The organism is Bacillus sp. B.PNR1, assembly GCF_030386235.1.
GTDB lineage: Bacteria > Bacillota > Bacilli > Bacillales > Bacillaceae > Bacillus > Bacillus stercoris.
Map to the genome: position 1 here is coordinate 291,199 of NZ_JANYMN010000003.1, position 13,763 is coordinate 304,961.

General features: G+C 45.7%; 13 protein-coding genes. 3 read left to right on the forward strand and 10 right to left on the reverse strand.

The window, feature by feature from the left end:
* Window positions 1–11: 11 nt before the first annotated feature.
* Window positions 12–572, reverse strand: a complete 561-nt coding sequence (locus NZD81_RS18145) for a shikimate kinase (RefSeq protein ID WP_014662702.1) — start codon at window positions 570–572, stop codon at window positions 12–14.
* Window positions 573–827: 255 nt separating this feature from the next.
* Between NZD81_RS18145 and tmrB the strand changes: the two genes are divergently transcribed.
* Complete coding sequence (tmrB, locus tag NZD81_RS18150) at window positions 828–1,421, forward strand: tunicamycin resistance ATP-binding TmrB (protein ID WP_172640145.1); 594 nt, start codon at window positions 828–830, stop codon at window positions 1,419–1,421.
* 49 nt (window positions 1,422–1,470) lie between these two features.
* Here the strand turns inward: tmrB and nadE are convergent, their stop codons facing one another.
* Together nadE and NZD81_RS18160 are read right to left on the reverse strand one after the other, a co-directional pair.
* A complete protein-coding gene (gene nadE, locus NZD81_RS18155; RefSeq protein WP_071578697.1) occupies window positions 1,471–2,289 on the reverse strand; it encodes an ammonia-dependent NAD(+) synthetase in 819 nt (272 codons plus the stop codon).
* A gap of 129 nt (window positions 2,290–2,418) precedes the next feature.
* Entirely contained in the window at window positions 2,419–3,015 is a 597-nt protein-coding gene (locus NZD81_RS18160; protein WP_003246345.1) for a DUF1989 domain-containing protein, read from the reverse strand.
* 129 nt (window positions 3,016–3,144) lie between these two features.
* On the opposite strand from NZD81_RS18160, the gene NZD81_RS18165 reads away from it, so the two are divergent.
* Complete coding sequence (locus tag NZD81_RS18165) at window positions 3,145–4,485, forward strand: amino acid permease (protein ID WP_014662698.1); 1,341 nt, start codon at window positions 3,145–3,147, stop codon at window positions 4,483–4,485.
* Between the two features lies 1 nt (window position 4,486).
* Here NZD81_RS18165 and NZD81_RS18170 read toward each other — a convergent pair whose 3' ends face one another.
* The 3 genes from NZD81_RS18170 to NZD81_RS18180 all read right to left on the reverse strand — a co-directional run bounded on the left by NZD81_RS18170 (window position 4,487) and on the right by NZD81_RS18180 (window position 6,485).
* The gene (locus NZD81_RS18170; protein WP_014662697.1) at window positions 4,487–5,248 is read right to left on the reverse strand and encodes a YqcI/YcgG family protein; all 762 of its coding nucleotides are present in this window, start codon (window positions 5,246–5,248) and stop codon (window positions 4,487–4,489) included.
* Between the two features lie 69 nt (window positions 5,249–5,317).
* Window positions 5,318–5,947, reverse strand: a complete 630-nt coding sequence (locus NZD81_RS18175; protein WP_040084241.1) for a LysE family translocator — start codon at window positions 5,945–5,947, stop codon at window positions 5,318–5,320.
* Between the two features lie 73 nt (window positions 5,948–6,020).
* Window positions 6,021–6,485 carry a MarR family transcriptional regulator gene (locus tag NZD81_RS18180; RefSeq protein ID WP_014662695.1) on the reverse strand — a complete coding sequence of 155 codons (465 nt, stop codon included), beginning with the start codon at window positions 6,483–6,485 and terminating at the stop codon, window positions 6,021–6,023.
* A 112-nt stretch (window positions 6,486–6,597) separates the two neighbouring features.
* Between NZD81_RS18180 and bmr3 the strand changes: the two genes are divergently transcribed.
* The gene (gene bmr3 / locus NZD81_RS18185) at window positions 6,598–8,136 is read left to right on the forward strand and encodes a multidrug efflux MFS transporter Bmr3 (RefSeq protein ID WP_014662694.1); all 1,539 of its coding nucleotides are present in this window, start codon (window positions 6,598–6,600) and stop codon (window positions 8,134–8,136) included.
* A 43-nt stretch (window positions 8,137–8,179) separates the two neighbouring features.
* On the opposite strand, the gene NZD81_RS18190 is transcribed toward bmr3, so the two are convergent.
* From NZD81_RS18190 to NZD81_RS18205, 4 genes are all read right to left on the reverse strand, one after another.
* Entirely contained in the window at window positions 8,180–9,805 is a 1,626-nt protein-coding gene (locus NZD81_RS18190; protein WP_172640146.1) for an L-lactate permease, read from the reverse strand.
* Window positions 9,806–9,836: 31 nt separating this feature from the next.
* Window positions 9,837–10,802 carry an L-lactate dehydrogenase gene (locus tag NZD81_RS18195; RefSeq protein WP_014662692.1) on the reverse strand — a complete coding sequence of 322 codons (966 nt, stop codon included), beginning with the start codon at window positions 10,800–10,802 and terminating at the stop codon, window positions 9,837–9,839.
* A gap of 175 nt (window positions 10,803–10,977) precedes the next feature.
* On the reverse strand, window positions 10,978–12,957 hold the full coding sequence (gene amyE / locus NZD81_RS18200) for an alpha-amylase (RefSeq protein ID WP_014662690.1): 1,980 nt from the start codon (window positions 12,955–12,957) through the stop codon (window positions 10,978–10,980).
* A gap of 232 nt (window positions 12,958–13,189) precedes the next feature.
* Complete coding sequence (locus tag NZD81_RS18205) at window positions 13,190–13,681, reverse strand: DUF6773 family protein (protein WP_014662689.1); 492 nt, start codon at window positions 13,679–13,681, stop codon at window positions 13,190–13,192.
* Window positions 13,682–13,763 lie beyond the last annotated feature (82 nt).

A 13,763-nucleotide genomic window follows, 5' to 3' on the forward strand; every position in this document is an offset into this window, starting at 1 on the left:
CGCACGGCTTTTTACATCGGCTGGTAAAGGTCCCAGCCAATTTTTAATGTCTCTACAATATAATCGGCAACCTCTTCCGGGGAAAGGTTGTCTGTTGCCACTTTTGAATTGTGCTTGTCATAAATGACTTTTCTCTCGTTAAACAGCTGTTCCATTTCATCCATTGAACGGTTATGCAGCACCGGGCGGCTTTCAATCAATAAATCCGCGCGCTGCTTCCAGTTCTCCCATGACAGGTCCAGATGAAGCACGAGACAGTTTTCCAGACAGCAATTTCTGATTTCCTCTTGTTTAAAAGATCCCCCACCCAGAGATACGATTTTGAATCTTTTATGATGGCAGATGTCTAAAATATATTCCTTCTCCGTTTTTCGGAAAAAGTCTTCTCCCTTTTCCTCAAACATCTCAGGGATTGACATGTTGAAATCCTTTTCGATCTCTTGGTCAATATCGATAAAATCTCTATATAATTTTTTAGCGACCAATTGGCCGATTGTTGTTTTTCCAACACCCATGAATCCGATCAGGACGATATTTCTTTCTCTTACTGGGATGGCTCGTTTTGCGTTCATCTTCGGCGAAATCCTCCTAAGGAATGAAATTTTATTTTCATTATATGCTTATTTAGCGAATATTTATATAGATGCCGGCTTGCCCGTCCTTTTCCGTTCAAACGTTTTTGCCTGAATGACATTCATTGTACAACATTTCCGCAGATATTTTAATACTTCGACGCAAAAAAGCATTAAAACCTTCTGTATTTTTCCAGCTGATTCTTCGATCGAAGGGTCTTTTTTTGTATGATAAATAAGAAGGGAGAAATGGCAATGATCATTTGGATAAACGGGGCATTCGGTTCCGGAAAAACACAAACAGCCTTCGAGCTGCACAGAAGGCTGAAATCCTCTTATGTATATGATCCTGAGAAAATGGGCTTTGCGCTGCGCTCCATGGTGCCGCAAGAGATTGCGGAGGACGATTTTCAAAGCTATCCCTTATGGCGGACGTTCAATTACCGTTTGCTAGCTTCTCTGACAGATACATACCACGGCATCATTATTGTACCAATGACGATTGTGCATCCTGAATACTTCAATGAGATTCTCAGCAGGCTCAGACAGGAAGGCAGGATCGTTCACCACTTTACACTAATGGCTTCAAAGGAAACCTTGTTAAAACGGCTGCGCACCAGAGCAGAAGGAAAAAACTCATGGGCCGCCAAACAAATTGACCGCTGCGTTGAAGGATTATCATCACCCATTTTTGAGGGCCGCATTCAAACAGACAACCTGTCGATTCAGGATGTGGCAGAAACCATTGCCGCGAGAGCCGAGCTCCCATTAGACCCTGATACAAGAGGCAGTCTCCGAAGGTTCACCGACAGATTAAGGGTTAAGCTGAATCATATCCGCATCAAATAAAGCGCCGGGACATGACAAAAGCCCGCTCCGAGAGCGGGCTTTCTTCAACTTATTTCCACCAGTCATCAAACATTGACGCTGGAACCTGACGTTTATGTTCAGTCATGCTGTAGCGTTTTTCCAGCGCTTCTGATACTTTCGCTGATACTTGTTTTCCTTCGAGATAATCGTCAATCTCTTCGTAGGAAATGCCAAGCTCTGTTTCATCCGACTGCTGCGGTTTTTCATCGAGCAGATCGGCAGTTGGTTCTTTTAAATATAAGCGTTCCGGTGCACCCAGCTCTTTCAGCAGGCTTCTTCCCTGGCGCTTTGTCAAGCCTGTCAGCGGCAGGAGGTCTGCTCCGCCGTCACCGTACTTCGTAAAGAAACCAGTCACTGCTTCAGCCGCATGATCTGTTCCTAACACAAGAAGGCCTTCCTGGCCGCCGATCGCGTATTGCGCAATCATTCTTGTTCTCGCTTTAACGTTTCCTTTATTAAAGTCAGTCAGCTGGTCGCCTGTTTCCTGCTGATACTGATCCGAAAACGCGCTGACTGTCGATTTAATATCAAACTTCCATGATTTATCCGGCTTAATAAACTTCAAAGCAAGCTGGGCATCGTCTTCATCCTGCTGTGTGCCATGCGGAAGACGGACCGCGATAAATTGAGCGTCCCCGCCCTCCTCGCGAATGCTCTCCACCGCAAGCTGGGCAAGTCTTCCCGCAAGCGTTGAATCCTGTCCGCCGCTGATTCCCAATACAAAGCCTTTAGCACCGGTTTTCTTTACATATTGTTTTAAAAAATTGACTCGGTCCTCAATTTCTTGCTTTGGATCAATTGAGGGCTTCACATGTAACTCACGCATAATCTTTTCCTGCATGCTCATCCCAATCATTCCTCCTGTACATTTTCCCTTGTTACTGTTCATTTCCCCAAATCAATGAAAATGAATCATGACTGTTATGTATCCCTCTTAAATATAGCACAGGTCTTCATTCACAGTGAACAAGAGAGATCAACTGACTTCAACCCGTATGGATGTCACACTGTCGCCATTGCATTTCCCTTTTTCAATCGGGCAGGAAGAAAACGCGACAATTAAATCCATCTCCGCCCTAAGCCTTACGTAATCTCCGGCATTTGAAAGCGGTGTTTCCACAGACAGATTCCCTTTCTCATCAAGAACGGTATTCATAAAAATCGCAAAGGGATAATGCATGTGAGGCTTCGGCACGCCAAACTGTTCAAGCGCACGGTTCATATTGTCATAGCACGTATCCTGAAACTCATCCTTTTGCTTGCCGTATAAGAGCCTGTTCATATCAGGACGGCAGGCGGGCAGAAGCAGGTCATGCTTGCCGACCGTATCCTCAATCAGCGTCAGCATCGGTTTGTACAGATTGGAGTAGAGATGGTCGTTGACCTTCACATGAATGGAATGATTGGCGTCAATTGTCGCTCCCTGATCAAGGTGTTCATAAAAATCCTTGGCATGGTATGCGACAAAATCAGCCACCTGCTGCCCTTCTACATCAACCACCTTTAAAATCTGCCCCTTTTTCAGCTTCAGCCCAAGCCCTTTTTTCGGCTCCACGATATATTGCTGTGTCATTGGTTTGCTCCTTTTTTCATTAGTATGAGCGTCCGCCTCCATCTCCATGTAAAAAGAGGCAAAAATCCGATGTATATAAGCTTCGGGCGGGTCGCAATCTAACCTTAGATAAAAGGGGTTGAATAAATAATGAGCCAAACAAAAAAAGACCAGCCAAAAGGGAATCTGGCTTGGTGGCAGCTGTCACTGATCGGAGTCGGCTGCACGATTGGAACTGGCTTTTTTCTCGGTTCCAGCATCGCAATTGTAAAAAGTGGTTTTTCCGTTCTCCTTTCATTTCTGATCGCAGGGATCGGTACGTATTTTGTCTTTGAACAGCTCGCCAAGCTGTCGGCGAAGCAACCGGAAAAGGGCTCGTTTTGTGCGTATGCCCGAAAAGCATTCGGCAAATGGGCAGGCTTCAGCAATGGCTGGGTGTACTGGTCGTCAGAAATGCTGATTACCGGCAGCCAGCTGACAGCCATTTCGCTATTTACGAAGCATTGGTTTCCTCAAGTGCCGCTATGGGTGTTTGCCTCAATCTACGCGGTCCTCGGGCTTCTTATTATTTTCACCGGCCTGTCTGTCTTTGAAAAAACAGAAAACGTGTTGGCAGTGATTAAAACAGCCGCTATTTTTATGTTTATTGTCATTGCCATTCTGGCGTTATGCGGTATCCTGTCAGGCGGAAATCATGGCATACATGTTCCAAATAAGACGAGTGAGTTTTTCCCATACGGCGCCATGGGGCTGTGGACAGGTTTAATCTACGCGTTTTACGCCTTTGGCGGAATTGAAGTCATGGGGCTGATGGCGGTTCACTTAAAAAAACCTGAGGAAGCGTCTAAATCAGGGAAACTGATGCTGGCGACACTGGCGATTGTTTATATCATTTCAATCGGGCTGGCTCTGCTTTTGGTTCCGTTACACTCGTTCACTGAACAGGACAGTCCGTTCATTACGTCGTTAAAAGGATATAACCTTGAGATCATCCTCGATATATTTAACGGGATTTTCATCATCGCCGGGTTCTCGACCCTTGTCGCTTCGCTTTTTGCGGTTACGACATTGCTTTGTACGATGGCTGATGACGGCGACGCGCCGAAATGCTTTACTCTAAAGGAAGGCAAAAAAATATGCTGGCCGGCACTGGGGCTGACGTTTGCGGGGCTTATCCTCTCCATTATTCTGTCATTAGTGCTGCCTAAAAACATTTATGAGCATATGACAACAGCCGCGGGGCTTATGCTTTTATACACTTGGCTGTTTATCCTGTTCTCCAGCAAAAAGCTGACTGATCCTGAGGGCATGGGAAAAACGCAAATTTATTTAGCGATGATTCTGATTGCTGCGGCTGTGTCCGGTACATTGTTTGAAAAATCAAGCCGGCCCGGTTTTTTTGTGAGCATCGGTTTTCTTGTGATCATCGCCATCGTGACCATGATCTATCAAAAAAAGCAGGGTCATAAAGACCGCCCTGCAAGTCCGTGATTTATTTCAGTTTGTTGAACATGTTCTTTAAATAAGAAAATGGGCACTTCGATACCTGTTTTTCGTCATCACGGAGGAAATACTGCTTCCATTCACGATTATCCTTTTCTCCATACCAGCCTAATTGCGGGTGAATCGGAGCTTCATCATAGGCCTCTAAACGGGAGCGGATCAGTCTGCTCATGTTGCGGCCAAAAGCCGTTGAGCCATTTAACTCTTCAAACACCCATCTCGGCTGAAAGGTGATCATAAAAAAAGGAAAGCTTCGGCTTTTTCTCGCCTCGTGCCCCGGTGTAGCGCAAAGAATAAAGTACGGTTCGCCGTCAAAACAAAACTCCCATTTATAATGCTCGGGATCGGCCGGAATGTCTTCCGGCCATTCTTTTTCGTCTTGTTCACTCAGTCTATTTAAAAAGCGCCAAAACAGCTCTTCATACGCTTCAACCGAATAATGCTCCGCCAAATCTTCCGGTGTATCAAACAACACAACGAGGGATGCGTATTTTCCAGTGTCCCGCGATATCTTTCCGTACTCCGCAAGCAACGGAGCCAGTTCCTCCGCTGTACGGTTTTCCCGCGGATCTCCGGCAAAAGCAATGCGAAGCTGATCAGTCAGAAACGCCTGGCGTCCGGGAATGCACGGAAACGTATCCGCATCGTCCGCCAGAGTTTCTGCCAGCAGCTCAAAAGCGATTCTTTGCCATTCAGGAAGCTCTTCTTGAATACGTTCCAGAAAACTTTTGGTGTAAATCCCACTCACCATTGATCCACCTCCAGTATCATCTGGATACTATATTAAAACTGGAAGCGGCAGGTGACTGTCCTTTATGAATCAGCCCAATAACTGTTTAATGCCCTGATAACCAAAGTAAAAACCAAACACGAGGAGTGATACACCGGCCATTCCGGTCAATCCTCTCAATAGCTTTTCATGAAGCAGGTTTCTGAATGTACTGGCTGTAATCGCCATGCAGAAATCCCAGATTAAAATGCCGATCATGATGCCCGAGCTATAGATCAGAAGCTGATTCATATTGTAGGCCTCTGCTGTTTTCGCAAGAATGCTTCCGTAAATTCCAAGCCAAAAAAGGATGCTCAATGGATTCGAGAGTGAAATGAGAAAACCTGAAGCGAACGTTTTCCGGAATGACGGCTTTCCCCGCGAGCCTCGCACATCCATCGGCTCTCTGACGTTTTTCAGCGTTTCAATTCCAGTATAGGTCAGCACAAAAAAGCCGAAGAGCCACAAAAACGTTTTCACAAATGGAGCGGTCAAAAACTGTGACAGCCCGAAATAGATAAAAAGCATGTACAGCCCATCCGCTGTCATGGCGCCTAAACCAAATATCCATGCATGCCAAAAACCGTTTTTAATTCCTTTGTCTATTTGCGCCGCATTCACTGGCCCCACAGGCGCAGACAAGGACAGTCCCAGCACAATATAGCTCAAAAAAATGTTCACCGGCCCGTACTCCCTTCTCTTACGTAACTTGTACAATTTATTCGGGAACGGGCCAAGCTATGCACAATTTCACTTACTGTTTCAAACGTTGAAGCTCTTTCTCCATGATATCAGCGGCTTTGCCTACAAAACTGAAAATGAGTTCCAGTTCCTCTTCCGTATATTCGCAGCACAAATCCATCGTCGACTCAGACAGAGGACGGAACAAATCCTTTATATGTTTTTTCGAAGCAGTCAAAGGGACGATTACGACTCTCCTGCGATCGTTCGGGTCCTTTTCACGAGCCACATACCCCGCTTTTTCCAGCCGGTCAACAAGCGCCGTGACGGAACCCGTGCTAAGTCCGGTTTTTTTGCCCAGTTCTCCGGCCGTCATCGGTCCTGCTTCATTTAAGATGTCAGCTGATTTCAAATCGGTGGGAAACAGACCGAGGGCTTGAGCGGCTGCCTGATGAAACAGAACCGTTCTTGTGCCCAGTTTCCGAAAAAGCTGAACGGCAGTCTTTTCCAACTCACTTCTGGAATTTCTTGTTGACAACTGACAGTCCTCCCTATAAAATCGAGTTTATCTTGATAATCGAGATATTCAATGATCAAACTATTATCATGATATCAGAACTTACATAGAAAAGTAAGAGGAGGTAGAACAAATGGACACAACAACAGCAAAACAGGCTTCCACCAAATTTGTTGTTCTCGGTCTCCTGCTGGGCATCTTGATGTCAGCGATGGACAATACGATTGTTGCCACCGCGATGGGCAACATCGTAGCCGATCTTGGAAGCTTCGATAAATTTGCCTGGGTGACGGCATCCTATATGGTGGCGGTTATGGCTGGCATGCCGATTTACGGCAAGCTTTCCGATATGTACGGCCGAAAACGTTTTTTCCTGTTTGGACTCATTTTTTTCTTAATCGGTTCGGCTTTATGCGGAATTGCCCAGACGATGAATCAGCTGATCATCTACCGGGCCATTCAAGGAATCGGGGGCGGCGCGCTCCTGCCGATTGCCTTTACGATTATCTTTGATTTGTTTCCGCCGGAAAAACGCGGAAAAATGTCCGGCATGTTCGGCGCCGTATTCGGATTATCCAGTGTTCTTGGTCCGCTTTTAGGCGCAATCATTACAGATTCGATCAGCTGGCACTGGGTGTTTTACATCAATGTACCGATCGGCGCATTGTCATTGTTTTTCATTATTCGCTATTACAAAGAATCTCTGGAGCCCAGAAAGCAGAAAATTGACTGGGGCGGCGCGATTACCTTAGTCGTATCCATTGTATGCCTGATGTTCGCCCTTGAGCTTGGCGGCAAAACATACGATTGGAATTCCATTCAGATCATTGGGTTGTTTATTGTATTCGCTGTTTTCTTCATCGCCTTTTTTATTGTGGAGAGAAAAGCGGAAGAGCCGATCATTTCGTTCTGGATGTTTAAAAACAGATTGTTTGCCACAGCACAGATTCTTGCTTTCCTATATGGCGGAACATTCATTATTTTAGCGGTATTTATTCCGATTTTCGTTCAGGCGGTCTACGGCAGCTCAGCGACAAGCGCGGGCTTCATTTTGACGCCGATGATGATTGGATCAGTCATCGGCAGCATGATCGGCGGAATCTTCCAAACAAAGGCAAGCTTCCGCAATTTGATGCTGATATCTGTTATAGCTTTCTTTATCGGCATGCTGCTTCTTTCCAATATGACGCCTGACACAGCACGGGTATGGCTCACAGTCTTTATGATGATTTCAGGCTTTGGCGTAGGCTTTAACTTCTCACTGCTGCCGGCGGCATCGATGAATGACCTCGAACCTCGCTTTCGGGGAACGGCAAACTCTACAAATTCGTTTTTGCGATCATTCGGCATGACCCTGGGCGTCACCATTTTCGGAACGGTGCAAACAAACGTATTTTCAAACAAGCTTAGTGACGCCTTCAGCGGCATGAAAGGTTCAGCGGGATCAGGCGCGGCGCAAAATATCGGCGACCCGCAGGAAATTTTCCAAGCGGGAACACGTTCCCAAATTCCTGACGCGATTCTGAATCGCATTATTGACGCGATGTCATCAAGTATCACGTATGTCTTTTTGCTCGCTTTGATTCCAATTGTCCTCGCGGCGATTACCATTTTGTTTATGGGAAAAGCCAGAGTGAAGACAACAGCCGAAATAACAAAGAAAGCAAATTAACATAAAAAAGCAGTACATGCTGGGCATGTACTGCTTTTTTCTATTACACTCCTAATCTTGCAAGAATAAACGTCCATATACATATGCCCAATAACAGAACCAGGCTGTACGCCACTGTCCGTTTAAACAGTTTAGATTCCTTGCCTGTTTGGCCGACCGCTGCGGCAGCGATGGCGATAGATTGAGGAGAAACAAGTTTCGCCATGACCCCGCCCGCAGTATTTGCGGCCAACAGCAAGTCAGAACCCGCACCGATCTGCGCTCCGGTCACAACCTGCAAATGTCCGAACAAAGCGTTATTGCTGACAACAGAACCTGTAATGAACACGCCGATCCAGCCGAGAACGGGACTGACAAACGGGAATAGGTCTCCCGTTTTCGCCAGTGCTAACCCAATTGAAGAGCTGAGCCCTGCGAAGTTGGCCAGATTGGCAAACCCCATCACGAAGCAGATCGTGATAATCGGCACCCACAGCTCTTTTCCTGTCTCCTTCAAGGAAGCAAAGGCATCTCGAGAGGAGAAGTTTTTGCTGAACAGTCCTGTCACGATGACTGCGGCTAAAATCGCTGTACCAGTCGCTGACAGCAAATCAACTTTCAAGACTGCATCTAACGGCATGGCGGATGGCGCAATCGGCGGCATTTTCATAATTTGCTGGTGCAGAAAAGGCATTTTGAACAGGAGCATTGTTTGATATAACAGTCCGCCTTCTTGGAAAAGAGCTTTGAAGGCGGGAAGGCTCCAGATGGTGATCGCCGCAGTTAAAATGTAGAAAGGTGACCACGCTTTCGCAATGTCAGCGGCACGGTATGTCTTTTGCTCACCAGCATCGCCGGCTCCTTCCTCCCGGTAAATCTCTTTCGGCTGCCATTTGCGGAGGAAGAGGGCAAGCCCGCCCATGCTGATCAAGGCCGCCAATATGTTGGCTAATTCCGGCCCGAGCACCGCCATTGTCAGTGTCTGAATCCCTGTATACCCACCGCTCACAACCAGAAGGGCAGGCCATGTCTGTTTGATTCCTTTCATTCGATCTAATAGGAATACAAGCAGAAACGGTATGAAAAATGAGATCATCGGCAGTGTCCACATCAATGTCCGTGACAGCTCAAGAGCAGACAAATCACCAATCTGCGCCCCTGTGATGACAGGAATCCCGATTGCCCCAAAGGCTCCGGAAGCTGCGTTTGCGATCAAGCAGAGCGCTGCTGCTTTTAACGGTTTAAAACCAAGTTCGACGAGCAGCGCCGCGCTGATCGCAATCGGAACACCAAAACCGGCCGCGCCTTCCAAAAACGCGTTAAAACAAAAACCAATTAATAATAGTTGTAATCGTTGGTCAGGCGAAATGCCGGCAATGCTGGACCGAATAATAGTAAATTTCCCGGTTTTCACTGCGATTTTATACAGCCACACCGCCATCAGGACAATGTAGCCAATGGGCCACAGCCCGCTCCCGATTCCTAGCAAAACAGAAGAAATCGCTTTTTCAACTGGCATGTGAAATGCCAAAACGGAGACGAAGAAACTGACGGCTAGAGTAAGAAACGCCGCAAGTATGCCTTTCATTTTCAAAACAGTTAAAGCCAAGAGAAAAAAGAGAATCGGAGTGAGCGCCACAAGTGCGCTCACATACTCGTTTCCAAACGGATCATACAACTGCTCCCACATTGACAATCAGCCCTTTACTCTAAAGTTGCGGTTAGTTGACTTTTTGTTCTGCAAAATGAGGCTTTAAAATGTTTTTAAGGACGCCGGCGCTGTGAAGGAACTGTTCTTTTTCTTTCTCATTCAAGTTCAGCTCAGTGATACCAGCGATCCCTCCGCGGTTCACGACAGCTGGAACACCGATGTACACGTCATCTGCACCGTATTGCCCGTCCACATATGTGCTGACAGTTAATATGCTGTTTTCATTATGAAGAATCGCTTTTGTAATGCGGGCAAGACTCATCGCAACGCCATAATAAGTCGCGCCTTTTTTCTCAATGATATGGTAAGCTGCGTTTTTCACGTCATCTACAATTTGGTCCAGCTCCTCTTGTTTGTACGCATCGTTTTTCTCAACGAGTTCACTAACCGGCACACCGCCGATATTCGCATGGCTCCAGACAGGAAGCTCTGTGTCGCCGTGCTCTCCGATAATATGCGCGTGCACGTTTTGAGGCGCTGCGCCAAAGTATTCGCTCAGCATGTAACGGAATCTCGCAGAATCTAGTGTTGTGCCGCTTCCGATCACCCGCTCTTTTGGCAGGCCGCTGAATTTCCATGTCGCGTAAGTCAGGATATCAACCGGATTTGTCGCGATTAAGAAAATGCCGTCAAATCCGCTCGCCATGACTTCACCGACAATGCCTTTGAAAATCTTTAAGTTCTTTTCTACTAATTCAAGGCGTGTCTCGCCAGGTTTTTGGTTTGCTCCGGCGCAAATGCAGACAATATCAGCATCCTTGCAGTCTTCATATGTTCCGAAAGATGTTTTGACCGGTTGCGGCGCAAACGCCTTTCCGTGGTTTAAATCCATTACATCGCCCATTGCTTTTTCTTTATTTAGATCAATGACCACAAGCTCATCTGTGATCCCTTGGTTAATTAACGCAAATGCATAACTGCTTCCAACAAAACCCGCTCCGATTAAAGCTACTTTATTTACATGTTTGTTCATCATTAATCATCCTTCCAGGGTATGTTTCTCTTTGATGTCTTTTTGTTTGTGAAGTATTTCACATTTATATTGTGCAATACTTCACAAACTTTTGCAAGAGAAAAGTTTTGTCTGATTTATGAACAAAAAAGAAACCATCTATGATGGTTTCTTTCACTATAACCCGTCAGCCTTGTACTCAATAAGGAAGAGAACCGCTTAAGCCCGCGTCATTATATAAACCATTTTGCACGTAATCAAAGCCAGGCTGATTCTGGCCAGGCACTTGGGCGCTGCCATTATTAAAAATCACTTTGGCGTTGGTTGTATCCGTATCCGCAGGCAGCGTCAGCGTGTAAATTCCGTCTGCATTTTTAGTCATTGGTTTTCCAGGCCAAGATCCGGTCAATTCAATTGCCCCGCCCCCATCCTGTTTATAGATATAAGCATTTACCTGACTCCAATGATTCGGATTTTGATAGCCGATGGTTTTGGCCGAAGCTGGATCTCTTTTAACAAAACTGTACTCCTCGGTCCTCGTTACACCATCACTGTTCGTTCCTTTTAACATGATGGTGTATGTTTTGCCAAATGGATCTTCTTTTCCGATTGTGAATTGATCTCCATCTTTAAACGCTGTCTCTTGTCCATTATTGATTTGATAAACAGCTTTTGTTGTGTTCGCATCTGCACGCAGGGTAATCGTCAGTTGATCATTGAAAGAATGTGTTATGCCTGCTTTGTAATTCTCAAGGAAAACTTGAGGCGCATTTGCAATATCGTCAGGATAAAGCACAGCCACAGATCTTGCATTGATCGTGCCTGTCAGTTTACCGTCCCTGACTTGAAATGAACCGGTCCCGGCTTTATTATCATAGCTGCCATCAGGTAATTTCGTTGAAGCATTTATGCTGACAGAAGAGGAACCTGCATTTGCCAGCACAACACCTTTTGAGCCGCGCTGATTCATAAATATTTGATTGTTCCCATTCGGATTTGAGAGTTCCTCAGGCTGCCCGGCCATTTCATTGTGAAATTGATTGACCGCAGTGATCGCCTGATCTTTAAATAAGGCGCTCCCGCGATCTCCTATTTGACTTTTCCCTGGAAATCTTACACCATTTCCTCCGCCCTCAGGCCTGGAAAAGAAAAGAGGCGTGCTTCCTGAGCGCGAACCAATCACTGCCCAGCCTAAACGGATATCGTCATCACTCATCCATGTGGACTCTTCATCATCATTGGCATACGTATCATGTGATTCCACCCATGTGACTAACTTGTCCGCAGACACGTCAGATGCATAATGGGAGATATTCGACACACTCAGATTACGGTTCTTTAAAGCGGATCTGATGGAATGCCCATAGTTAGAAGCTGTCACATTCATATAATTCGCATAAGCAGTATCCCTGGAAGCACTATCCTGCAGGATTTCTCCGTATTGGAACTCCGCCGATGTATTTGTGATATTCGGCCAAAATTGGCTGCCGTAATTCCCATCATCCGGAAGCTCTATATGCTTGGCGGCATCATAGCGGAACCCGTCTGCTCCGTCATCCAATGCTCTTTCTAAGAAACGTTTCAGATAGGTTTGCACCTCAGTGTTCTGTGTATTCCAATCATACAGCCCTAGCAATGCATTTTGAGTGATGTCCCATCGGTCCGACCAATTTTTAATTTGTGTGTTTCCGTGTGTCCAGTTTGGAATACTCTTAATCTCATTAGAAATCGCGCCATAGTCACTGGTGGTATGATTGATGACCGCGTCAACTATGACTTTTACGCCATATTCTTCAGCAGCTGCACACATTTCTTTAAATTCTTGTTCAGTGCCTAAGTAGTGGTTGCCAATTTGGTACGATGTCGGCTGATAGAGCCAGTACCAGTTCGACATGCTTTTATTTCCTTGGTTCCCTTCCTTTACTTGGTTAATCGGAGACGTCTGAATGGCTGTATATCCTGCATCATGAATGTCCTTCATATTGTGTTTTAACGTATTGAATGACCAATTCCAAGCATGAAGAATGGTCCCACTTTCAATCGATGGCGCTGCCAGTTCATTTGATGTGTTCTGTGTTCCAGCATTTGCAGCCGCCGGTCCTGCCAAAACCATATGAAACAGCAACAAAAATCCAGCGAATAACGGCAGTAAAGAGGTTTTGAATCGTTTTTTAAACATTTTTGACACTCCTTATTTGATTTTTGAAGACTGACTGCGGAGTCAAAAATTCCTCTTACTCTTTCTTCAGCTTCCTCCTTTCAACTGTTGTGAAGACTGGAGAATTATGTTAACGCTTACATTTGAACTTATCACACACTCTCTATCAAAGCAACGCGGCAGAGTGAATTCAAATCTATATTCCTATCAAATAAAAAGACATTTCTCTTATAAACAAAAAAAGAAACCACCATTAAGATGATTTCTTCTCTGCTTCTTCTTTTACCGCTCTTCTGTAAGCCAGCTTCACAATCACATATCGAAGCAAAAACAGAACGCCGCTACAGACGATAAAAAGAAGGATCATTTTCAGCCAAGCGAAGAATGTATGGGGAATCCCCCTGTCGTACATCGTAAGCACCACTACCGCAAAGGCGACCGCAATTGAATCTATTCGCTGCTGCTTTACCCGTTTTCGCAGTTCTTCTTCGGTGTCTATTCTCGGCATGAGCATTCCTGACGCTCCTGCCCTGATGCAGTAATATAAGATGATGAGGAACAAAAACACAAGGCTTGCAGCCCATTCTTTAAACGGAAATTCAAACATAATGCCGCGGATGATCACATCAAGGAGCGCAAACGATCCCGCTATCATCCCAATCTCCGACCAGATTTTTTGTTCTTTTTCTTTTACTCTCTTATTTTCCCCATTCACGCCTGAAAGTCTATTACGCAGATTATTCATGACCTTCCTCCCGCACTTTTACGAATGGCTATGGCTTACATGTTACAATAACAGCCTGCGCTTCTGCAATGAATAACTCAAA